This window comes from Pseudomonas sp. Irchel s3b6 (assembly GCF_900187415.1).
GTDB lineage: Bacteria > Pseudomonadota > Gammaproteobacteria > Pseudomonadales > Pseudomonadaceae > Aquipseudomonas.
This window is the reverse complement of record NZ_FYDM01000001.1, coordinates 385,996-408,312: the sequence shown is the minus strand read 5'-3', so window position 1 is coordinate 408,312 and position 22,317 is coordinate 385,996. Positions and strand designations below refer to the sequence as shown.

General features: G+C 62.7%; 18 protein-coding genes. 13 read left to right on the top strand and 5 right to left on the bottom strand.

Annotated elements, in window-relative coordinates:
* Window positions 1-2: 2 nt before the first annotated feature.
* The 3 genes from uvrY to CKW07_RS01920 form a co-directional block, all read right to left on the bottom strand.
* Window positions 3-644 carry a UvrY/SirA/GacA family response regulator transcription factor gene (gene uvrY / locus CKW07_RS01930; RefSeq protein ID WP_071555134.1) on the bottom strand — a complete coding sequence of 214 codons (642 nt, stop codon included), beginning with the start codon at window positions 642-644 and terminating at the stop codon, window positions 3-5.
* A gap of 136 nt (window positions 645-780) precedes the next feature.
* On the bottom strand, window positions 781-1,146 hold the full coding sequence (locus CKW07_RS01925; RefSeq protein WP_095143323.1) for an N-acetyltransferase: 366 nt from the start codon (window positions 1,144-1,146) through the stop codon (window positions 781-783).
* Between the two features lie 79 nt (window positions 1,147-1,225).
* On the bottom strand, window positions 1,226-1,984 hold the full coding sequence (locus CKW07_RS01920) for a carbon-nitrogen hydrolase family protein (RefSeq protein ID WP_095143322.1): 759 nt from the start codon (window positions 1,982-1,984) through the stop codon (window positions 1,226-1,228).
* A gap of 626 nt (window positions 1,985-2,610) precedes the next feature.
* Here CKW07_RS01920 and CKW07_RS01915 point away from each other — a divergent pair.
* The 13 genes from CKW07_RS01915 (at window position 2,611) to CKW07_RS01855 (ending at window position 20,024) form a co-directional block, all read left to right on the top strand.
* Complete coding sequence (locus CKW07_RS01915) at window positions 2,611-3,696, top strand: 3-deoxy-7-phosphoheptulonate synthase (RefSeq protein WP_095143321.1); 1,086 nt, start codon at window positions 2,611-2,613, stop codon at window positions 3,694-3,696.
* 204 nt (window positions 3,697-3,900) lie between these two features.
* Complete coding sequence (locus tag CKW07_RS01910) at window positions 3,901-4,782, top strand: triacylglycerol lipase (protein ID WP_095143320.1); 882 nt, start codon at window positions 3,901-3,903, stop codon at window positions 4,780-4,782.
* Window positions 4,783-4,908: 126 nt separating this feature from the next.
* Window positions 4,909-5,190 carry a peptidylprolyl isomerase gene (locus CKW07_RS01905; protein ID WP_095143319.1) on the top strand — a complete coding sequence of 94 codons (282 nt, stop codon included), beginning with the start codon at window positions 4,909-4,911 and terminating at the stop codon, window positions 5,188-5,190.
* Between the two features lie 135 nt (window positions 5,191-5,325).
* A complete protein-coding gene (locus tag CKW07_RS01900) occupies window positions 5,326-7,194 on the top strand; it encodes an extracellular solute-binding protein (RefSeq protein WP_095143318.1) in 1,869 nt (622 codons plus the stop codon).
* Window positions 7,194-8,252 carry a microcin C ABC transporter permease YejB gene (locus CKW07_RS01895; protein WP_095143317.1) on the top strand — a complete coding sequence of 353 codons (1,059 nt, stop codon included), beginning with the start codon at window positions 7,194-7,196 and terminating at the stop codon, window positions 8,250-8,252. Before CKW07_RS01900 ends, CKW07_RS01895 begins: the two co-directional genes overlap by 1 nt.
* A complete protein-coding gene (locus CKW07_RS01890) occupies window positions 8,252-9,274 on the top strand; it encodes an ABC transporter permease (RefSeq protein ID WP_095143316.1) in 1,023 nt (340 codons plus the stop codon). Before CKW07_RS01895 ends, CKW07_RS01890 begins: the two co-directional genes overlap by 1 nt.
* A gap of 53 nt (window positions 9,275-9,327) precedes the next feature.
* Window positions 9,328-10,908, top strand: a complete 1,581-nt coding sequence (locus CKW07_RS01885; protein WP_095143315.1) for an ABC transporter ATP-binding protein — start codon at window positions 9,328-9,330, stop codon at window positions 10,906-10,908.
* A 62-nt stretch (window positions 10,909-10,970) separates the two neighbouring features.
* Window positions 10,971-12,386 (top strand): sigma-54-dependent Fis family transcriptional regulator, encoded by a 1,416-nt coding sequence (locus CKW07_RS01880; RefSeq protein WP_095143314.1) that lies wholly within the window; start codon window positions 10,971-10,973, stop codon window positions 12,384-12,386.
* A gap of 298 nt (window positions 12,387-12,684) precedes the next feature.
* Window positions 12,685-14,076, top strand: a complete 1,392-nt coding sequence (locus CKW07_RS01875; protein ID WP_095143313.1) for a GntP family permease — start codon at window positions 12,685-12,687, stop codon at window positions 14,074-14,076.
* Between the two features lie 7 nt (window positions 14,077-14,083).
* Window positions 14,084-14,857 carry a 3-hydroxybutyrate dehydrogenase gene (gene hbdH / locus CKW07_RS01870; RefSeq protein WP_095143312.1) on the top strand — a complete coding sequence of 258 codons (774 nt, stop codon included), beginning with the start codon at window positions 14,084-14,086 and terminating at the stop codon, window positions 14,855-14,857.
* Window positions 14,858-14,975: 118 nt separating this feature from the next.
* Window positions 14,976-16,931 (top strand): acetoacetate--CoA ligase, encoded by a 1,956-nt coding sequence (locus CKW07_RS01865; protein ID WP_095143311.1) that lies wholly within the window; start codon window positions 14,976-14,978, stop codon window positions 16,929-16,931.
* Window positions 16,932-17,161: 230 nt separating this feature from the next.
* Complete coding sequence (locus CKW07_RS01860) at window positions 17,162-19,708, top strand: PAS domain-containing sensor histidine kinase (protein WP_095143310.1); 2,547 nt, start codon at window positions 17,162-17,164, stop codon at window positions 19,706-19,708.
* A 40-nt stretch (window positions 19,709-19,748) separates the two neighbouring features.
* The gene (locus CKW07_RS01855) at window positions 19,749-20,024 is read left to right on the top strand and encodes a peptidylprolyl isomerase (protein WP_007898282.1); all 276 of its coding nucleotides are present in this window, start codon (window positions 19,749-19,751) and stop codon (window positions 20,022-20,024) included.
* Between the two features lie 28 nt (window positions 20,025-20,052).
* Here the strand turns inward: CKW07_RS01855 and CKW07_RS01850 are convergent, their stop codons facing one another.
* A complete protein-coding gene (locus CKW07_RS01850; protein WP_095143309.1) occupies window positions 20,053-20,988 on the bottom strand; it encodes a sugar kinase in 936 nt (311 codons plus the stop codon).
* Between the two features lie 96 nt (window positions 20,989-21,084).
* A complete protein-coding gene (locus CKW07_RS01845; protein ID WP_095143308.1) occupies window positions 21,085-22,302 on the bottom strand; it encodes an amino acid deaminase in 1,218 nt (405 codons plus the stop codon).
* Window positions 22,303-22,317 lie beyond the last annotated feature (15 nt).

Below are 22,317 nucleotides of genomic sequence, written 5' to 3'. Positions count from 1 at the left end.
TGTCAGAGGCTGGCGTCGACCATGCCGTGACGCACCGCCAACAGTGTCAGCTCAACATCACTGCTGATCGAAAGCTTTTCGAAAATGCGATAGCGATAGGTATTCACGGTCTTGGGTGACAGGCAAAGTTTGTCGGAAATGATCTGGACCTTCTGGCAGCCGACAATCATCAGGGCGATCTGGATTTCCCGCTCCGACAGCGCATCGAAGGGCGAATCATTGCTGGGCTGGAACGACTTGATGGCCAGTTGCTGGGCAATCTGCGGGCTGATGTAGCGCTGGCCGGCGAATACCAGGCGAATCGCCTGCACCATTTCATTGAGGCCGGCGCCCTTGGTCAGGTAACCCGCCGCGCCGGCTTGCAACAGCCGCGTAGGAAAAGGGTCTTCCTCGCACACGGTCACTGCCACGACCTTGATGTCCGGATGGCTGCGCAACAGCTTGCGGGTGGCTTCAAGGCCACCGATGCCAGGCATCTTGACGTCCATCAGGACCACATCGGGTTTCAGCTCACGCGCCTTGAGCAGGGATTCCTCCCCCGACTCTGCTTGGCCGACTACTTGCAGGCCATCGATGTCAGCCAGCATTCGTGTAATACCTGTACGAACGAGATCATGGTCATCGACTACTAGCACCCTAATCAAGCAGACACCCCGCGATATGTTCTTATTGATTGCCGAACACCTTAGCAAAAAGGATCCGCCAGACCTAGCAGCAAGCTGTTATTTAAACAGTTTCAATACATCTTGGAAGGCTTGAGTTAAGGGCCTTGCAGACATTTCAGCGCAGGCATCGGCGCTCCATCCTCAGGAAGCAGGCATCCCGCCCGACTTGCTGCAGTCCCAGGCGCAAGTAAAGCGCCTGCGCCGGGTTGTCCTCGAACACCGTCAGGCGCAGCGCTGGACGTGACTCCTGGCAAGCCCTGGAAAAAACCTGACCCAGCGCCCAGGTACCGATGCCCTGCCCGCGCGATGCCTCGACAACGTGCAACTCGCGGACGTACAGCGCCTTCGAATCGCGACTCAGGCTGGCAAACCCCAGCACCGCTGAATCCTGGCAAATCAGCCAGTTTTCCCGGCCGGTCCAGGCGACATCGAAGGCCTCATCGAGCCAAAGCAGGTCATGACGGATGTAATAGGCAAGCATGGACCGCCGCGTCAGGTCTCTCGCAAAAGGCAAATGCTGCGCCGTGGCCAACCGCAGCGCCAGCCCCCTTGCCGCCGGCTCAGGCACTGTGCACCGGAACCACCGCCCCGCTCCACAGACCCGCCGTTCGGCGCGCAATCACCAATGACTCGCCGACACCCGGGTCCGCCGCAAGCAGCGAACCGTCCGCCGCCCAGATAGCACTGCGCCCCGCCGACTCCCAGCCACCGGTTGCACCGCCGTGATTGGCCATCAGCACCACCATCGAATGCTCGCCCGCATAGCCCTGGAGCTGTGCGGCATCGGCCCCATAGCCGCCCGGGGTGATCAACACCCCGGCGGCATAAATGTTCGCACCGTTGTTCGCCGCCTCGGCGGCATGACTGGCATGGGAAAAATCGGCACAGACCGCCAGCGCGACCCGATCGTCAGCCATGGTCAGCAGCGAGCCACCCGAGCCCGGCGCAAACGCCACCTCTTCGCCGGGGTGCAAATGCTGCTTGCTGTAGACCCCCAGGGAGCCATCGGCCGCCAGCACCAGCGCACCGATCAGTACCGGCCCATCGACCGACAACCGGATCGGCATGCCCACCACCGCCGTCACCCCCACTTCCCGCGCCAGATCGCGCAGCGGTTGCAACACCGTGGAGTGCGGGGCGATCGCCAGTTCCGCCGCCAGCCCGCGCTCATAGCCGGTCAGTGACAGTTCGGGAAACACCAGCAGTTGCACGCCGTGCTCGGCAGCGGCCTGGATCAAGTGTTGATGCCGCGCAATATTGGCCTGGAGATCTCCGGCCATGGAGATCGATTGAGCCGCGGCGATAGTCAGCGTTGTCATCCCTGCTTTCCCTGGAAAAGTGTCACGTGGCAAACCCCGAGTCTGTCACAAAGCGTTGCGCGACTTAAGCCATAGCGACAGGACGTTGGATCGATAGTAATTTCTGATTGAATCTGCGTGCCCGCCTCAAGTAAGCTCGGCGCATTCATCGGAGACAGATCATGTTGCATTCCCCTTCACAGCTTCATCTCGCCAGCGCCCAGCGCTCGGTTGCGGCTGCCCGGGTGAATCACGTCTGTGCGCCGGCAAGCTTTTATTTTGGGTATTGGTTTAGCCACTGGCGCGCCTGATACCCACACGGCGGCCACTACTCAAGGGGTCGCCTGCCAGAGAGTTCTCAACCCCCGGTCGGCCTCCCGACCGGGGGTTTTGTTTTTTAGCGCCACACCTTTTTAGCGACATCACTGACTTCAAGGAATTACGACATGAACTACGCCACTTATTACCGTTACGACAGTTTTTCCGCCTGGCGATTTACCAGCCTCCGATCGGGACAGCCTGCCGCCTCCGATCGGTCACCCACCGGTGGCAAGCACACACGCCAGGCCAATCCGGCCAATTGTCGAACACCCCAGTAGGGCCGAGCGCGCGGGACAGAACCCGCCGCCAGCCCAGGAAGCCCGAACATGAACGCATCCCTCTCTGCTCTGCCGCTGTCCACCCTGAGCCCTGCCAATGAAACGCTGACCCAGCGCCTGCCCAGCTCATTGCAACTCAAACAGCAATTGCCACTGAACAATGCCCTGACGGCGCAAGTCGCCGCCCACCGCCAAGCGGTCCGCGCCATTTTGCAAGGTGAAGACAGCCGTCTGCTGGTCGTCGTCGGCCCCTGCTCCATCCACGATCCGCAATCAGCCCTGGAATACGCTGAAAAGCTCGCCCGACTCGCCACCGACGTCAGCGGTGAAATGCTCATCGTGATGCGCGCCTACGTCGAAAAACCCCGCACCACGGTCGGCTGGAAAGGCCTGGCCTACGACCCCCGCCTGGACGGCAGTGACGACATGGTCGGTGGCCTGACGCTCTCGCGCGAGTTGATGCGTGAAATGCTGCGCCTGGGCTTGCCCATCGCCACTGAACTGCTGCAACCCATGGCCGCCAGCTACTTCGACGACCTGCTCAGCTGGGTCGCCATCGGCGCACGCACCACCGAATCGCAGATCCATCGGGAAATGGCCAGCGGCCTGGGCATCCCGGTCGGCTTCAAGAATGGTACCGACGGCGGCGTTGGCGTGGCCACCGATGCCATGCGCTCGGCCGCTCATCCGCACCGGCACTTCGGCGTCGACAGCCAGGGGCACCCGGCAATCATTCAGACCCAGGGCAACCCCGACACTCACCTGGTACTGCGCGGCGGCCACCGCGGCCCCAACTACGACCGCCAGAATGTCGCGCACCTGCAGGCGGACCTGCAGACGCTGAAAATGGCCTCGCGCATCATGGTCGATTGCAGCCACGCCAACAGTGGCAAGGACCCTTTGCGCCAACCGGTGGTATTCAATGACGTGCTTGAGCAACGCCTGAACGGCAATCGCGCACTGATCGGCATGATGATCGAAGGCCACCTGTTCGAAGGCTGCCAGCCCTTGAGCCCGTCGCTGCGCTACGGCGTGTCGGTGACGGACGGCTGCCTGGGCTGGGACGCGACCGAGCAGTTGCTGCGCAGTGCCAGCCTGAGGCTGCGTGAATCCGGCCACCCGGCGAGCGCCTGAAGCGACCTCGCTCGACTGCCGTTGCGCCGACCATTGCGTAACGGCGGACGCTGCGAGCAGTGCCTTCACTCCTGATTTTTCCTTGTAGTTAAATTCCGCTTTCAACAACGGATAGCGGCTTTTTCGTACATCGATCCGCTACTCACCTGCATTAGAGTGAGGCCGTGAACATCCCTCCCGAACTTACGGAATAGAGGCACGCGTATGCAACGGAATGCAGACACGCAATACCCCATCATGCTGGTCCACGGTCTCTTCGGATTCAACCGCATCGGCAAACTCGAAATGTTCCACGGTATCCGGCAGGCGCTCAGGAACGCTGGCGCCCACGTGTACATCCCCTACCTCTCGGCCACTCACAGCAATGAAGTCCGTGGCCAGCAATTGCTGGCCCAGATCGAGCGGGTGCTGACAGGCACCGGTGCAAGCAAGGTCAACCTGATCGGCCATAGCCAGGGCGCACTGGCGGCACGCTATGCAGCAGCCACCGTGCCGCAGCAGGTCGCCTCGGTGACCTCGGTCAGCGGGCCGAACCACGGCTCGGAACTGGCCGACTGCCTGCGCAAGGCCTTGACCCCGGGACGCTTGCCCGAACAGATTGCCGTGGCCGCCTCGACCTTGTTTGTCGAGTTCCTGCGTTTTGCCAGTGGCCAACCGAACATCCCGCAGAACGCCCTGACCGCGCTCAACGCGCTGACCACTGAAGGGGTTGCCGCCTTCAATGCCAAATACCCGCAGGGTCTGCCAGATACCTGGGGCGGCCAGGGGGATGAGCAGGTCAATGGTGTTCGCTACTATTCCTGGAGCGGCATACTGCAGGGCAATCTGCTAGCTGAAGGGATCAATGCCCTTGATCCGCTGCACGTCTTCTGTCGCGGCTTTTCCGGTTTCTTCACCCGCGAGGCGCAGCAGAACGATGGCATGGTCGGACGCTACAGTTCGCACCTGGGCACGGTCCTGCGCTCCGACCATCCCATGGACCACATGGACAGCATCAACCAGACGGCAGGTCTGGTGCGCACTGGCGTCGACCCGGTGGGGTTGTACGTGGAGCACGCCGAACGCCTGAAACGCATCGGCCTCTGAGGGGATCGAGCGTTGGTTTTCGACCGACGGCAAGGCGACACCGAATCAATCACCAGATTGACAAGAAATAGACCACTGAATCCGGTAGGCTCAGCACTTTATTGAACATAGATTGGAGATTTCCCCATGGCCAAAGCCACTGCCCGTCACATCCTGGTTGCCAGCGAAGCCAAGTGCAACGAACTCAAGGCGCAGATCGAAGCCGGCGCTGATTTCGCTGAAGTTGCCAAAACCAACTCCACTTGCCCTTCCAGCCGCCAGGGCGGTGACCTGGGTTCGTTCGGTCCAGGCCAGATGGTCAAGGAATTCGACACCGTGGTCTTCAGCGCACCGGTCAACACCGTACAGGGCCCGGTCAAGACCCAGTTCGGCTACCACCTGCTGGAAGTGACCAGCCGTCAGGACTGATCACCTGCGAATGCGTTAAACAACGGCCCGCCTTTTGGTGGGCCGTTGCGCATGTAACGAATGAGATTGGCTGGCGAGTCACGCACAGCTAGCGTACAAATTGAACCACCGATCACCCGGCGCTCAAGGCTGACAATGCGACTGGCTTTCCCCTCATTGATTTTCACGGTTCTGGCCTTGCTCTTGAGTGCTGGCGTCGTGAACGCGGCGCCTCAACACGCCTTGACCGTCTACGGCGAACCGGCCAGGTACCCCGCCAACTTCAGTCATTTCGCCTACGCCAACCCGCAGGCGCCCAAGGGTGGCAGCATGCGGCGCTCGGCCATCGAAATCGGGCGTTTCGACCACGTCTTGCCGTACATCGACAAAGGCATTGGCGTGTCCCAGCTCGACGGGATGATTTATTCGCCCCTGGCTCAGCGCTCACTGGATGAGCCCTACACCGTGTACGGGCTGGTCGCGGAAAAGATGGAGCGCGCCGACGATGGCTTGTGGTTGCGCTTCTACCTGAACCCCAAGGCGCGCTTCGCCGATGGCACGCCCATTACCGCCGAGGATGTGCGCTACACCTTCGACCTGCTGATGACCCAGGGCAGCCTGCGCTACCGCACACAATTCGCCGACGTCAAAGGCGTCGAAGTCGAATCGCCGCGCACCCTGCGCTTCGATTTCAAGAACAACGAAAACCGCACCTTGCCGCTGGACATCGCCACCTTGCCGGTGTTTCCCGAGCACTGGTGGAAAACCCGCGACTTCGCCAACGGCGGCGGCTACGAAGCCCCGCTGGGCAGCGGCCCGTACCGCGTGAGCAAGATTGACTCCGGGCGCAGCATTACCTTCGAACGCAACGCCGACTGGTGGGGCAAGGACCTGCCCGTCAGCCGTGGCCTGTACAATTTCGACCACTTCAGCATCGAGTACTTCGGCGACACTGACGTCGCCCGCCAGGTCCTGCGCGGGGGCGCCTATGACTACAACCGCGAGTTCTCCGCCACCGGCTACTCCATCGGCTATGACAGCCCGGCGTTGAGCGACGGCCGCCTGCAAAAAGCCCACCTCGCCAGGCAGGCGCCGCAACCGTCCCAGGGCTTTGTGTTCAACCTGCAAAATCCCCTGTTCAAGGACCGCCGCGTGCGCCAGGCATTGGCAATGCTCTGGGACTTCGAGTGGAGCAACCGGCAGATGATGCGCGACCTGTACATCCGCCAGCAGAGCTTTTTTTCCAACACTGAGCTGGCCGCCAGGCAGTTGCCGGATGCCGGTGAGCGGGCGATTCTCGAACCCCTGCGCGGGCAGATTCCCGATGAAGTCTTCACCCAGGTGTTCGAAGCACCGAAGACCGATGGCAGCGGCCTGATCCGCGACAAGCAACTGCAGGCCCTGGCCCTGCTCGAACAGGCTGGCTGGAAAGCCGAAGGCGACCAATTGGTCAACGCCGAAGGCGAGCCGCTGGCCTTTACCTTTCTGATCAGCCAGAACGGCATGGACCGCTTGCTGCTGCCCTACAAGCGCACCCTGGCGCAAATCGGCATCAGCCTGAACATCCGCCTGATCGACTCGTCGCAATACGTCAATCGCCTGATGAGTCGCGACTACGACATGATCGTCACCGGTTTCCCGGTCACCACCTCCCCCGGGGGCGAACTGTTCAACTATTTCGGTTCGGCGGCGGCCACCGACCCAGGCTCCAACAATTACATGGCACTGAAGAACCCCGCTGTCGACACCTTGATCAGCGGCCTGGTCAAGGCCACCACCCAGGTCGACATGCTGCACCATGCCCGCGCCCTGGACCGGGTATTGCAATGGAACTACTACTGGATTCCCAACTACTACCCGCCCGGCACCTCGACGGTCTGGTGGAACCGTTTTGGCATGCCGGCGGTACAGGCGAGCAATGACGACGCCATCGAAAGCTGGTGGGAAGTGAGCCGGACCCCGCTGACCAATGAGCAGATGGCCGCCGAACGCATCAGGCGTAGTCAACCCGGAGGGCCCCATTGATGCTGGCTTACATCATTCGCCGCTTGCTGCTGATCATTCCCACCCTGGTGATCATCCTGCTGGTCAATTTCGTGATCGTGCAGGCCGCGCCCGGAGGCCCGGTCGAGCAGGCCATCGCCCACTTGCAAGGGATCGGCGGTGCCGGCCCCGGTGCTACCGGCGACGCCGTGAGCCATGGCTCACGGGCCAGCCGAGGCCTGGACCCGCAACTGATCAAGGACATCGAGAAACAGTACGGTTTCGACAAGCCCGCCGTGGAGCGCCTGTGGCTGATGCTCAAGAGCTATGCCCGCCTGGACTTTGGCAAAAGCTTCTTTCGCGGCGCCACGGTGACCGACCTGATCCTGGAAAAGATGCCGGTGACCATTTCCCTGGGACTGTGGGCGACCCTGATCACCTACCTGGTGTCGATCCCCCTGGGCATCCGCAAGGCGGTGCATCACGGCAGCCACTTTGATGTCTGGACCAGCACCGCGATCATCATCGGCTATGCGATGCCGGCCTTTCTGTTTGCCATGTTCCTGATCGTGGTGTTTGCCGGCGGCACCTCGCTGAACTGGTTCCCGGTGCGCGGCCTGGTGTCGGAGAACTTCGACCAGTTGTCGACACTGGGCAAAATCACCGACTACTTCTGGCACCTGGTGCTGCCCGTGACCGCGCTGGTGGTGGGCGGTTTCGCCACCCTGACCATCCTGACCAAAAACTCGTTTCTCAATGAAATCACCCGCCAGTACGTGGTGACCGCTCGCGCCAAGGGCCTGAGCGAGCGCCGGGTGCTCTATGGCCACGTGTTTCGCAATGCCATGCTACTGGTGGTGTCGGGCATTCCCCAGGCCTTCATCAGCGTGTTCTTCGCAGGCTCCTTGTTGATCGAGGTGATCTTCTCCCTCGACGGCCTGGGGCGCATGAGCTACGAAGCGGCCGTATCCCGGGACTACCCGGTGGTATTCGGCTCGCTGTTCATCTTCACCCTCTTCGGCTTGCTGATAAAACTCATCGGCGACCTGTGCTACACCCTGGTCGACCCGCGCATCGACTTCGCCGCGAGGAACGCCTGATGCTCAAGCTCTCGCCCCTGGCGCGCCGTCGTTTCGAGCGCTTCAAGAAGAACCGTCGTGGCTGGTGGTCGCTGTGGCTGTTCATCGGCCTGTTCCTGCTGACCCTCGGCGGCGAGTTGATTGCCAACGACAAACCGCTGGTGCTCAGTTATCAGGACACGTTGTACTTCCCGGCGTTCAAGCGCTACACCGAGCAGGAGTTCGGCGGGCAACTGCCGTTCCAGGCCGACTACCGCAGTGACTACGTGCAGAAACTGATCAAACAGGACGGCGGCTGGATGCTGTTCCCGCTGGTCCCGTTCAGTGACGACACACCGAACTACGACCTCAACCAACCGGCGCCGAGCCCACCCTCGACCGTCAACTGGCTGGGGACCGATGACCAGGCGCGCGACGTGCTGGCGCGGGTGATCTTCGGGGCGCGGGTGTCGATCCTGTTCGCCCTGGCCCTGACCTTCATCAGCGCGCTAATCGGTGTCGCCGCCGGTGCCTTGCAGGGTTACTACGGCGGCTGGGTCGACCTGCTTGGCCAGCGCTTGCTGGAGGTGTGGTCGGGGTTGCCGGTGCTGTACCTGCTGATCATCCTGTCGGGCTTCGTCGAGCCGAACTTCTGGTGGCTGCTGGGGATCATGGCGCTGTTTTCCTGGCTGGCGCTGGTGGACGTGGTGCGCGCCGAGTTCCTGCGCGGGCGCAACCTGGAATACGTCAAGGCCGCACGCGCCCTGGGCCTGACGGATCGCAAAGTGATCGTGCGGCACATCCTGCCGAACGCCATGAACGCCACCCTGAGCTACCTGCCGTTCATTCTCACCGGCGCCATCTCGACCCTCACCGCCCTCGACTTCCTCGGCTTCGGCATGCCCGCCGGCAGTGCGTCGCTGGGCGAGTTGATCGGCCAAGGCAAACAGAACCTGCAAGCACCGTGGCTGGGGCTGACGGCGTTTTTCACCCTGGCGTTGATTCTTTCGTTACTGGTGTTCATCGGCGAAGCATTGCGCGATGCGTTTGATCCGCGATCTTGATCCACGATCTTGATCCGCGATCTTGATCCACCATTTTTCAGCGGACTGTTGATATGAGCGACAACCTGATCGAAATCCGTGACCTCAACGTGGCCTTCAGTGGTCAGGCGGCGGTGCGCAACCTGTGCCTGGACATCCGTCCCGGCGAGTGCCTGGCGCTGGTGGGCGAGTCCGGCTCGGGCAAATCGGTGACCGCCCACTCGATCCTGCAACTGCTGCCCGAGTGCGGCACCGAGTCGTCCGGCAGTATTCGCTACCGAGGCCAGGAATTGATGGGCGCCGACAGTGGCACCCTGCGCTCGCTGCGGGGCGATCGCATCGCGATGATCTTCCAGGAGCCGATGACTTCCCTCAATCCGCTGCACAGCATCGAAAAGCAGATCGGCGAGACCCTGCTGGTGCACAAGGGACTGGGGGGCAAAGCGGCACAAAAACGCATTCTCGAACTGCTGGACCTGGTGGGCATCCAGAAACCCGAAGAACGCCTCAAGGCCTACCCGCACCAACTCTCTGGCGGCCAGCGACAACGGGTGATGATCGCCATGGCCCTGGCTTGCGAGCCCGAGCTGCTGATCGCCGACGAGCCGACCACCGCGCTGGACGTGACCGTGCAACGCAAGATTCTGCTGCTGCTCAAGTCGCTGCAACAACGCCTGGGCATGTCGTTGCTGTTGATCAGTCACGACCTGAACCTGGTGCGCAGCATCGCGCAGCGAGTGTGCGTGATGCGCGCCGGCGAGATCGTCGAACAGGCCGATTGCGAGCGTCTGTTCAATGCACCGCAGCACCCCTACAGCTGCGTGCTGCTGAATGCGGAACCCGAAGGTGAAGCCTTGCCACGGGACGAACGCGAAGCGGTGCTGGAGGTCGACGACCTGAGCGTACGCTTCCCGCTGGGCGGTGGCCTGTTCAAACGCAAGACCTGGTTGCACGCCGTGGATGGCATCAGCCTGAGCATTCAACGGGGCAAGACCCTGGGCATCGTCGGCGAGTCCGGTTCGGGCAAATCCACACTGGGCCAGGCGATCCTGCGCCTGCTGGACTCCGAGGGCAGCATTCGCTTTCAGGGCGAGGCCCTGGACCGTCTGAACCAGAAGCAGCTTCGGCCGTGGCGCAAAAAAATGCAGGTGGTGTTCCAGGATCCGTTTGGCAGCCTCAGCCCGCGCATGTCCGTGGCGCAGATCATCAGCGAAGGACTGGAAGTCCACAGCCAGTCCACCGCCGCCGAATGCGAGGCCCAGGTGATCCAGGCCCTCGAGGAAGTGGGCCTGGACCCGCAAAGCCGTCACCGCTACCCCCACGAATTCTCCGGCGGCCAGCGCCAACGCATCGCCATTGCCCGGGCGCTGGTGTTGAAACCGGCGCTGATCCTGCTCGACGAGCCCACCTCGGCCCTGGACCGCACGGTGCAAAAGCAGGTGGTCGCCCTGCTCCGCCAACTCCAGGAAAAACACGGCCTGACCTACCTGTTCATCAGTCATGACCTGTCGGTGGTGCGCGCCCTGGCCCACGACATGATCGTGATCAAGGACGGCAAAGTCGTAGAGCGCGGCGCCAGCCATGAGGTGTTCGATGCGCCCCGACACCCCTATACCAAAGAGCTGTTGGCGGCCGCCCACCCAGGCTGGGCATAATCGCGCCAGACCCCATCATGGCCTTCGCGCGCATGGACGATACACAGTCAGGAAATGAAACCATGAACACCACCGACAGCCTCAAGGACTACCAGCGTGTACGCCTGCTGGCGATCCGCTCGTTGTTCGAAATCATCGAGCAGTCCAGCGAAGGCACGGTCATCGTCGACGGTGATGCGAACATCGTCTGGATGAACGAGCGCTATGCCCGGCGCTTCGGCCTGGAGTCGGCCGCGGTGGCCATCGGCAAACCCTGTGAAAGCGTGATCCCCGGCAGCCTGTTGCGTGAAGTGGTACGCACTGGCCGCCCGATCTTGCTGGACATGCAGGACACGTCCAAGGAGCCGCTGGTGGTGATGCGCCTGCCGATTCACGACGATGCCGGGGCGGTGATCGGCGCCATCGGCTTTGCCCTGTTCGATGAGTTGCGCAGCCTGTCGCCGATGCTCAAGCGCTATCTGAGCATGCAGCAAGAGCTGGCCTCCACCCGTTCGTTGCTGCGTGCTCGCCAGGCCAAGTACACCTTCGCCCACTTCATCGGCACCAGCGCCGCCAGCCTGGAAGTCAAGCGCCGCGCCCGCCGCAGCGCCAGCACCGAGTCACCGGTATTGCTGCTGGGCGAAACCGGCACCGGCAAGGAATTGCTGGCCCAGGCCATTCACAGCGCCTCGCCACGGGCCCACAAAGCCTTTGTCAGCATCAACAGCGCGGCCATTCCCGAGGCCCTGCTGGAGGCCGAGTTTTTCGGCACCGCCCCCGGTGCCTTCACGGGTGCCGACCGCAAGGGCCGCTCCGGCAAATTGCAGATCGCCCAGGGCGGTACCCTGTTTCTCGACGAAATCGGCGACATGCCACTGCCACTGCAAAGCAAACTGCTGCGGGTATTGCAGGAGAAGGAATTCGAACCGGTGGGCTCCAACGAAATGATCCAGAGCGATGTGCGGGTCATCGCCGCGACCTCCACCGACCTTGAGGCGGCGATCAAGCGCGGTGAGTTCCGCGCCGACCTGTATTACCGCCTCAATGTCCTGCCGATTCAGGTACCGCCACTGCGCGAGCGTCTCGACGACCTGCCGGCCCTGAGCGAAGCCATTCTCGAAGAACTGCGCAGCCAGCATGAACTCGACCAGCAGGCCTTGGCGCTACTGGGGCAACACGCCTGGCCAGGCAATATTCGCGAACTGCGCAACGTGCTGGAACGGGCGGCGCTGCTCAGCGATGACCTGATCCTGGATGCCGACGAAATCCGCGCCGCAATCGGTGGCCTGGTTCCCGTGCCACGCACTGCCCTGGCGGCGACTGCGCCACTTGCCCATGAAACCTTCAGCGCCGCCCGCGAGCGGTTTGACCGCCAATTGATTGAAAGCACGCTGGCGCAATGCGGCGGTAAGGTGACCGACGCGGCGGCACGCCTGGGGCTGGGACGTTCGACGCTGTACAAGAAAATGCTGGCATTGGGGGTTGCCGAGTCTCAATAACGAGACTTGAGTCTATAAAACGGGACTGCTTGTTTCAGCGCCCCGCGCTCATCGCGGGCGGCCCACTCCACGCCCTCCCCCAAGCAAAATCAATGAAGCTCCGGTCGCAGAGGGCTGGCCTGCACCAAGGGTTCGAACACCCCACCTGTCTCGGATCAGAGACAAAAATAAATAAAACATCTCCAATCAGGTTTATTTCCCTTACAAATCAACAGCTTAAAAACATGGCACAAAACCCGCTATAGCGCCTTTCACACCTGCTACACCCAAAAAAAATAACAATCCCAGGAGACACACCATGAGTGTGATCATTGCCTTGGCAGCCCTCGCGCTGCTGATGCTCGCTGCTTACCGTGGCTACAGCGTTATCCTCTTCGCTCCGATTGCCGCCCTTGGCGCGGTACTGCTCACCGACCCTTCCGCCGTTGCGCCTGCCTTCACCGGGGTGTTCATGGAGAAAATGGTCGGTTTCATCAAACTGTATTTCCCGGTGTTCCTGCTCGGCGCGGTGTTCGGCAAGTTGATCGAGCTGTCGGGTTTCTCGCGCTCGATCGTGGCGGCGGCCATTCGCCTGCTCGGCACCCGCCAGGCCATGCTGGTGATTGTGCTGGTCTGCGCCCTGCTCACCTACGGCGGCGTCTCCCTGTTTGTGGTGGTGTTCGCGGTGTATCCGTTTGCCGCGGAGATGTTCCGCCAGAGCAACATCCCGAAGCGGCTGATCCCGGCGACCATCGCCCTCGGCGCCTTTTCGTTCACCATGGATGCCTTGCCTGGCACCCCGCAAATCCAGAACATCATCCCCAGTACCTTCTTCAACACCACCGCCTGGGCCGCGCCCTGGCTGGGTGTGATCGGCACGATTTTCGTGTTCTGCGCCGGCATGCTGTTCCTCCAGCGCCAGCGCAACAAGGCCCAGCGCAACGGTGAAGGCTATGGCTCCGACCTGCGCAACGAGCCGGAAACCGCCGAAGACCTCAAGCTGCCCAACCCCTGGCTCGCCCTGTCACCGCTGCTGGCGGTGGGCCTCATGAACCTGCTGTTCACCCACTGGATTCCCCAGTGGTACGGCAAGACCCATAGCCTGAGCCTGCCGGGCATGGCCGCGCCGGTGACCACCGAAATCGCCAAGCTCACCGCCATCTGGGCCGTGCAGGCAGCGTTGCTGGTGGGCATCCTGATGGTCCTGGCGTTCGGCTTTCAGGCAATCCGCGGCAAACTGGCCGAAGGCAGCAGAAGCGCGGTCAGCGGCTCCTTGCTGGCGGCGATGAACACCGCCTCGGAGTACGGCTTCGGCGCGGTCATCGCCTCCCTGCCAGGCTTCCTGGTACTGGCCGACTGGCTCAAAAGCATTCCCAACCCACTGGTCAACGAAGCAATCACCGTGACCTTGTTGGCCGGCATCACCGGCTCCGCCTCGGGCGGCATGAGCATCGCGCTGGCCGCCATGGCCAATGACTTCATCGCCGCGGCCCATGCCGCAAACATTCCGCTGGAAGTGCTGCACCGGGTGGCCTCCATGGCCAGCGGCGGCATGGACACCCTGCCGCACAATGGCGCGGTGATCACCCTGCTGGCGGTGACCGGCCTGACCCACCGCCAGGCTTACAAAGACATTTTCTGTATTACGCTGATCAAGACGCTGGCGGTCTTCGTCGTCATCGCTACTTTCTATGCCACCGGCATTGTGTGAGGCACTCATGACAACTCTTTCGGGCAAAACCGCACTGGTCACCGGCTCCACCAGCGGCATCGGGCTGGGCATTGCGCTGAGTCTGGCCAAGGCTGGCGCCAACCTGATCCTCAACGGCTTCGGCGATGCCTCAGGGGTGATCGCCGAGGTCGGCCAGTTCGGCGGCAAGGTTGGCCATCACCCCGCCGACGTCAGCGACCCGGCGCAAATCGCCGAGATGATCGCCTACGCCGAACGGGAATTCGGCGGCGTCGACATTCTGGTGAACAACGCCGGCATCCAGCACGTGTCCACCGTGGAAGACTTCCCCGTGGAGCGCTGGGATTCGATCATCGCGATCAACCTGTCGTCGGTGTTCCACAGCACCCGCCTGAGCCTGCCGGGCATGCGCGCCAAGGGCTGGGGGCGGATCGTCAACATCGCCTCGGTGCACGGCCAGGTGGGTTCGGTGGGCAAGGCCGCTTACGTCGCCGCCAAGCATGGGGTGATTGGCCTGACCAAAGTGGTGGGCCTGGAAACCGCTACCAGCAATGTCACCTGCAATGCCATCTGCCCGGGCTGGGTATTGACTCCGTTGGTCCAGAAGCAGATCGACGACCGCGCCGCCACCGGCATCGACCCACAGCAGGCGCAGCGTGACCTGCTGGCCGAGAAGCAGCCATCCCTGGCGTTCGTCACCCCACCGCAGTTGGGAGAACTGGTGTTGTTCCTGTGCAGCGAAGCCGGCAGCCAGGTGCGCGGCGCGGCATGGAACATCGATGGCGGGTGGTTGGCGCAGTAAAATATAACCCGTGACGATCGTTTCCACGCTCGCCGTCCGCTGAGGCACTCCAACGCGGGAGCGTGGGAACGATCCGGGAAAGCAACGCATGTGCAGTCATAAGAACAAGAGGCCAATCATGTCCGACATACTCTGGCAACCCAGCGCCGAACGTATCGGCAAGACCCGCATGGATGCCTTCCGGCGCTTCTGCAATCAGCAGTACCGCCTGGCCCTCGCCGACTACCCGGCCCTGCACCAGTGGAGCATCGACCGGCGTGCAGACTTCTGGCAGGCCATTGTCGACTTCTTCGCGATCACCTTCCGCCAGGCGCCCAGCGCGGTGTTGCGTGAAGGTGCGCAGATGCCCGATGCCCAATGGTTTCCCGACGCAACGCTAAACTTTGCCGAACACCTGCTGCGTCGTCGCGACAGCGCCGTGGCGGTGATCGCCCTCGGCGAAGATGGCCAGCGCGAACAACTGAGTTATGCCGACCTCGCTCAGCATGTGGCCGGTCTGCAAAAAAACCTGCAGGCAGCCGGTGTCGGCCTCGGTGACCGGGTGGCGGCGTGCATGCCCAACACCTGGCAGACCCTGGTCGGCATGCTGGCCACCACCAGCCTGGGCGCGATCTGGTCCTGTTCGTCGCCGGACTTCGGCACCCACGGCGTGGTCGACCGTTTCGGCCAGATCGAGCCGAAAGTACTGATCACCTGCGCCGGCTACCGCTATGCCGGCAAGACCATCGACCAGACGCTCAAGGTCAACGAAATCCTTGAGCGCCTGCCGTCGCTGCAGCATCTGATCATCGTGCCGTACGCCCGGCCAGAGGCACGCATCGGAGACTACAAGACCCAGGCCCGGGTAGCGCTGTGGGACGGTTTTTATCAGGCCGGTGGCGAGCCCGAGTTCGTCGCGGTGCCCTTCGCCCATCCGCTGTACATCCTCTACTCCAGCGGCACCACCGGCGTGCCGAAATGCATCGTCCACAGTGCCGGCGGCGTGTTGCTGCAACACGTCAAGGAACACGGCCTGCACGTTGACCTGGGCCCTGACGACCGGCTGTTCTACTACACCACCTGTGGCTGGATGATGTGGAACTGGCTGGTCTCGGCCCTGGCGGTCGGCAGCAGCATCGTGCTGTACGACGGCTCGCCCTTCCACCCGCAACCACAACGCCTGATCGACCTGATCGACGAGGAATCCATCAGCGTTTTCGGCACCAGCCCCAAGTTCCTGGCCACCCTGGAAAGCAACGACATCCAGCCGCGCCTGAGTCACCGCCTTGGCAGTCTCAAGGCGGTACTCTGCACAGGTTCGGCGCTGTCGCCGCAGAGCTTTGACTACGTGTATCGCGAGATCAAAAGCGACCTGTGCCTGTCATCCATGTCCGGCGGCACGGACATCGTGTCCTGCTTCGTGGCCGGCAACCCGGTATTGCCAGTGCGCCGGGGCGAAATGCAGGGCAAGGGCCTGGGCATGGCCATCGAGGTCTGGAACGACGCCGGCCAGCGGGTCATCGGCGAGAAAGGCGAACTGGTCTGCACTCGACACTTCCCGGCGATGCCCATCGGCTTTTGGCATGACCCGCAGCAGGAAAGGCTGCGTGCGTCCTATTTCAGCCAGTTCCCCGGTGTCTGGGCCCAGGGCGACTACGCCGAAGAGCTTGCCCACGGTGGCTGGTTGATCCACGGTCGTTCCGACGCGGTGCTCAACCCGGGCGGGGTGCGGATCGGCACCGCGGAAATCTACCGGCAAGTGGAAAAGGTCCACCAGGTGCTCGATTGCGTCGCCATCGGCCAGCAATGGCAGGACGACGTGCGCGTGGTGCTGTTCGTGCGCCTGCGTGACGGCGTGGAGCTGGACGAAGCACTGGAGCAGCAGATTCGTCAGGTCATCCGCGCCAACACCACGCCTCGCCATGTGCCGGCGAAAATCCTCAGGGTCGACGATATTCCGCGCACCATCAGTGGCAAGGTGGTCGAGTTGGCGGTGAAAAACGTCGTGCACGGGCAGCCGGTGAAAAACACCGACGCGCTGGCCAACCCCGAAGCCCTGGAGCAGTTTCGTGATCGCCCGGAATTGCGGGTGTGACGCTGCCAACATGACGACTGCAGTCTTTCAGATAAACCCGGTGACTGGTTTTGGGGCTGCTATGCAGCCCCGGGCGAGCAAGCAAGCTCGCCCGGGGCCTGTGTTTGCCAGCCCTGACTCAGGCGCTTCTGCGGTGCCTGTAACGAAATCCTCTCACCCATGGGACTTTTCAGCCGTTCCGGCGTCTACTTCTTCACCACGCAATAACCGACTCGACGCAGGAGCCCTTGATGAACCGACCCCCTACCGGCGACGCCCAGGCCCTGATTGCCCGACTCGACTGGTCACAAAGCCCGCTAGGGGCTGCCAGCCATTGGCCGCAGAGCCTGCGCACCGCGGTGGATATCGTGATTCACTCGCCCATGCCCATGCTGTTGCTCTGGGGACCTGAGCTGTCACAGATCTACAACGACGGATTCGCCCTGTTGGCCGGCAACAAGCATCCGCAGGCATTCGGACAACCCACGCACCTGACGTGGCCCGAGCTCGAGGATTTCACCACGCCCATCTACAGTGCCGTGCTGCAGGGCCAGGTACGCGCCTACAGCGAGCAGCGCTTCAGCCTGCAACGCGATGACCATGAAGCAGACTTCTGGCTGGACCTGACCTACAGCCCGATTCGCGACGAGCGCGGGCAGGTCGCCGGGATCCTCGTCACCGCCATCGAAACCAACGAGCGGCGACGCATCGCCCTGGAGCTCAAGCAGCGCTCGGAAGCCAGCCTCAAGGCCCAGCAGGACACCGAGCAGCGCCTGCAACTGGCCCTGGCCGCCACCGATGCGGTGGGTACCTGGGACTGGGACATTGGCGACGACCGTTTCATTGCCGACGCCCACTTTGCCCAACTGCATGGTGTCGATCCGACCCAGGCCGGCCAGTTGCCCATTACCGAATACCTGCACGGCGTGCACCCCGAAGACCGGGCCATGATCACCCGCAGCATCAAGCACTGCATCACCCACGGCACCGAGTACGCCGAGGAATACCGGCTGTTGCAGGCCGATGGCGAGGTGCGCTGGGTGTTTGCCCGGGGGCGTTGCTACAAGGATCACCATGGCCGCCCGCTGCGCTTTCTCGGTGCCGCACTGGACCTGACCGAGCGCAAGCGCACCGAACAGGCGCTGCGCCAAAGCCAGACCGAGCTGCAACTGATCATCAATGCCATGCCGGTACTGATCGGCTACGTCGACCACGAACAGCGCTTTCGCCTGAACAACAGTGCGTACCTGGACTGGTACGGCATGACCCCGCAGGAGCTGTACGGCAAGACCATCCTCGAGATCCTCGGCGACGATATCTATGCCACCCGGGTCGAGCACATCGACGCCGCGCTGGCCGGCAAAGCCTGCAGTTTCGAGGCCTACTCACCGCACCGCGACGGCCGCCCCCGTTACTCGCTGATGAAATACCTGCCGCGCTTCGGTCCCGACGGCGCGGTCAACGGTTTCTACATTTTCGTGATCGACGAAACCGAGCGCAGACAGACCGAGGAGGCCCTGCGCAACCTCAATGAAACCCTCGAGGAACGGGTCGACAAGCGCACCAAGGCCCTGGCCGAACTCAACCAGCGCCTGCAAAGCGAAATGTTCGAGCGCGAGCGAGCCGAAGACGCATTGCGTCATGCCCAGAAAATGGAAGCCGTCGGCCAGCTCACGGGCGGCATCGCCCACGACTTCAACAACATGCTCACCGGGATCATCGGCAGTCTCGACCTGATGCAGCGCTACATCGCCGACGGCCGCATCGACGAGATCGGACGGTTTGCCGATGCCGCCGTCTCATCGGCCAATCGCGCGGCGGCCCTGACCCACCGGCTGCTGGCGTTCTCCCGCCGGCAATCGCTGGACCGCCAGCCACTGAACCCCAACACTCTGGTGCATTCGCTCGAAGAGTTGATCCACCGGACCAAGGGCGAGCACATCGAACTGACATTCGACCTGGCCCCCGAGGTCTGGCCCGTCAACACCGATGTCGGGCAACTGGAAAACGCCCTGCTCAACCTGGTGATCAACGCCCGTGACGCCATGCCGGGGGGCGGAAAATTGCTGATCGAAACCGCCAACAGTTACCTGGACGGCAGCGATATCAGCACCCTCGAGCCGGTCAAGGCCGGCGACTATGTGATGCTGGGGGTGCGGGACAATGGGTCGGGCATGTCCTCACGGGTGCTGGCCAAGGCCTTCGACCCTTTCTTCACCACCAAGCCCATTGGCCAGGGCACCGGGCTGGGGCTGTCGATGATTTATGGGTTTGCCCAGCAATCGGGCGGCCACGTGACCCTCAGCAGCGAGCAGGGCCAGGGCACCACCGTGCGCCTGTATTTGCCCCGCCTGCACAACGCGCCCCAACAGGCCGCAGCCGAGGCCCAGAACCTGAGCGGCACTTTCGCCGCGGCGGGGGAATCAGTGGTGCTGGTCGAAGACGACCCGGCCGTGCGCATGCTGGTGCTCAATGTGCTGAATGAACTGGGCTACACCACCCACGAAGCCCAGGACGGCAAGACCGCCCTGCCGCTGCTGGAGTCGAACCTGCGCATCGACTTGCTGGTGACCGATGTCGGACTGCCTGGCATGAACGGTCGACAGTTGGCGGAAATCGCTCGCCAGTATCGTCCCGGCCTCAAAGTGCTGTTCATGACCGGCTACGCGGAAAAAGCCGGCGAACGCCAGGGCTTTCTCGATGAGGGCATGGACCTGCTGGCCAAACCCTTTTCCATCGAACAGTTGGCGGGCAAGATTCGCCACATGCTCCGCCATCCACACGGATATCAGGCATAATCGCGCCCCGCCGACACCACCGTTCCAAGGTACTTGCCCCATGAAAGCTCAAGCCCGCCATATTCTGGTGAAAACCTCGGAAGAGGCCGAACAGCTCAAACAACGCATCGCCAAGGGCGAGGCCTTTGATGTGCTGGCCAAGAAGTACTCCACCTGCCCGTCCGGCAAGCGCGGCGGCGACCTGGGTGAAGTGCGGCCCGGGCAAATGGTCGGGGTGATCGACGCGGTGATTTTCAAGAAGCCGCTGCGGGTGGTGCACGGGCCGATCAAGAGCAAGTTCGGCTACCACCTGGTGCAGGTGTTTTACCGCGACTGACCGTTCCACCTCCCCGCATTGACCCTGTTCAGTCCCTGGGGATCAGCGCCCCCGGCGCCTGAATCACCCGGCTCGCCAGCTGGTGTCCGGCCTCTGCCGCCTGCGCCGCAGTGCCACCACCAAGCCGACAGGCCAGGTACGCGGCGCTGAACGAATCCCCGGCAGCGGTGGTATCCACCACCCGCTCGACACGCTGTGCCGGCACTTCGAACCGCTCACCGGCACAATCAATCAGACACGGCTCGGCGCCGCGCTTGAGTACCACTTCCGGCGTACCGATCTGCTGGTAGGCGGCAAACACCGCTTCACTGCCGGAGAAATGAAACAGCGCCTGCTCGTCGTCCAGCGTCAACAGCGCCAGATCCACGTAGGGCAGTACCTGACGGTACGCCGTCCGGGCCTGCTCCACGGCGCTCCACAAACGGGGCCGGTAGTTGTTGTCGAAGACAATGCGTGCTCCCCGCCGACGCGCCTCGGCCAGGGTTTCGATGAGCCTTTTGCGCCCCTCCTCGCCCAACACCGCCAGGGTGATGCCACTGAAATACAACACGTCGTACTCCGGCAATGCCGCCAGAATCGGCACCGCCGCCGGCGTGGTAAAGCAGTCGCGCACGGCGGCTTCGTTGCGCCAGTAGAGAAAGCGCCGCTCGCCCGCTGCATCGGTCTGGATACAGTACAAACCGGGCAAGCGCCCCGGTAGCCGCTGGACCATGCCAAGGCCGATGCCTTCTTCCGACCAGGCCTGGCACATGGCATCGCTGAAACTGTCATCGCCCAGCGCGGTGACGTAGTCCACCGTGGCTCGATCACCCAACGCGCGCGACAGGTACACCGCCGTGTTCAAGGTGTCGCCGCCAAAGCTTTGTTGCAGTCTGCCGTCGGCACGCTGCTGCAATTCGATCATGCATTCGCCGATCAGGGCGATGTACGGGCCCTTCGGACCCAATGGGTTCAGGGTGTTCATGGGGATGAGTTCTCCGGTGATGAGCGGGTATCTGTCAGGGCCTCATCGCGGGCAAGCAGCGCGCCGCCCGCGAAAGCCGCACCTCGATCCGGCGCCTTAGAAGCAGGTTTCCATGCTTTCGATGACATTCAACTGCTCATCCACCAGCAACCCGGTGCGCCACTTGTCGAAGGTCAGGCACGGGTGTGACGTACCGAAGGAAATGATGTCGCCCACCCGCAACTCGACACCCGGCGCGACGTTCATGAACGCGTGCTGGTCCATCACCGCCGTGACCTTGCAGGCACCGACATCATCGCCCACCGCCGGCACCACGCCCGCCCGATACCGCAGCAATGGCACCGGCAGGCCAGCGTCATAGGCCACATCGCGCTTGCCCAGGGCAATCACCGCAAAGCCCGGCTCCGGTAACGATTGCACATGGGCCCAGACTTCCAGCGCCGGACGCAGGCCTTCGTGCAAGTCACTGCGACGGTCCAGCACGCAGCACTGCGCCTCTTTATATATGCCATGGTCGTGGGCCACATAACTGCCGGGGCGCAGTACGCTGAGGAAGCGTCCACCGGCATTCTGCGCCTCGAAGGACTCGGCGATCAGGTCGTACCAGGCCGAACCCGACGCGGTGATGATCGGCGTGTCAATGGCGAACGCGCCACTGTCCTGCAACTGTACCGCCAGGCGCACCAAGGAAGCGGCGAACTCACGGATGCCACTGACCGCATGATCACCGTGGATCACCCCTTCGTACCCTTCGATACCGGTCAGTGCCAGGCCCGGTTGAGCCTTGATGGCCTCGGCCAGCGCCAGCACCTCGGCTTCGCTGCGGCAACCGCAACGGCCACCGACCACGCCGTACTCGATCATCACGTTCAAGCGCCGGCCGCTTGCGGCGAAGAAGGCCCCGAGGTCAGCCACGTTGTCCGGGTGATCGACCATGCAATGGAACTCGAACGCGGGGTCGGCCAGCAATCCGGCGATCAACGCCATGTTCGGCGCGCCCACCAACTGGTTGGCCATCAACACCCGACGTACGCCATGGGCATAGGCAGCCTGGGTCTGCACGGCCGTGGCCAGGGTAATCCCCCAGGCGCCCGCGTCCAGCTGACGGCGGAACAGCGCCGGGGTCATGCTGGTCTTGCCATGGGGCGCCAGTTGCGCACCGCTGTTGCTGACGAACGCCTGCATCCAGCGAATGTTGTGCTCCAGCGCATCGCGGTGCAGCACCAGCGCCGGTAGGCTGACGTCACGCACCAGATGAGCTCCGGGCTGGGCCGCACCCTTTTCCACGACAGCAATATTCAAGGTACCAGGCATGTAATCACTCCTCAC

Excerpts from the sequence above, each read along its gene's own strand:
- CKW07_RS01925 (WP_095143323.1), bottom strand. The coding sequence starts at position 1,146 with ATGCTTGCCTATTACATCCGTCATGACCTGCTTTGGCTCGATGAGGCC.
- CKW07_RS01920 (WP_095143322.1), bottom strand. The coding sequence starts at position 1,984 with ATGACAACGCTGACTATCGCCGCGGCTCAATCGATCTCCATGGCCGGA.
- CKW07_RS01915 (WP_095143321.1), top strand. The coding sequence starts at position 2,611 with ATGAACGCATCCCTCTCTGCTCTGCCGCTGTCCACCCTGAGCCCTGCC.
- CKW07_RS01910 (WP_095143320.1), top strand. The coding sequence starts at position 3,901 with ATGCAACGGAATGCAGACACGCAATACCCCATCATGCTGGTCCACGGT.
- CKW07_RS01905 (WP_095143319.1), top strand. The coding sequence starts at position 4,909 with ATGGCCAAAGCCACTGCCCGTCACATCCTGGTTGCCAGCGAAGCCAAG.
- CKW07_RS01900 (WP_095143318.1), top strand. The coding sequence starts at position 5,326 with ATGCGACTGGCTTTCCCCTCATTGATTTTCACGGTTCTGGCCTTGCTC.
- CKW07_RS01895 (WP_095143317.1), top strand. The coding sequence starts at position 7,194 with ATGCTGGCTTACATCATTCGCCGCTTGCTGCTGATCATTCCCACCCTG.
- CKW07_RS01890 (WP_095143316.1), top strand. The coding sequence starts at position 8,252 with ATGCTCAAGCTCTCGCCCCTGGCGCGCCGTCGTTTCGAGCGCTTCAAG.
- CKW07_RS01885 (WP_095143315.1), top strand. The coding sequence starts at position 9,328 with ATGAGCGACAACCTGATCGAAATCCGTGACCTCAACGTGGCCTTCAGT.
- CKW07_RS01880 (WP_095143314.1), top strand. The coding sequence starts at position 10,971 with ATGAACACCACCGACAGCCTCAAGGACTACCAGCGTGTACGCCTGCTG.
- CKW07_RS01875 (WP_095143313.1), top strand. The coding sequence starts at position 12,685 with ATGAGTGTGATCATTGCCTTGGCAGCCCTCGCGCTGCTGATGCTCGCT.
- hbdH (WP_095143312.1), top strand. The coding sequence starts at position 14,084 with ATGACAACTCTTTCGGGCAAAACCGCACTGGTCACCGGCTCCACCAGC.
- CKW07_RS01865 (WP_095143311.1), top strand. The coding sequence starts at position 14,976 with ATGTCCGACATACTCTGGCAACCCAGCGCCGAACGTATCGGCAAGACC.
- CKW07_RS01860 (WP_095143310.1), top strand. The coding sequence starts at position 17,162 with ATGAACCGACCCCCTACCGGCGACGCCCAGGCCCTGATTGCCCGACTC.
- CKW07_RS01855 (WP_007898282.1), top strand. The coding sequence starts at position 19,749 with ATGAAAGCTCAAGCCCGCCATATTCTGGTGAAAACCTCGGAAGAGGCC.
- CKW07_RS01850 (WP_095143309.1), bottom strand. The coding sequence starts at position 20,988 with ATGAACACCCTGAACCCATTGGGTCCGAAGGGCCCGTACATCGCCCTG.
- CKW07_RS01845 (WP_095143308.1), bottom strand. The coding sequence starts at position 22,302 with ATGCCTGGTACCTTGAATATTGCTGTCGTGGAAAAGGGTGCGGCCCAG.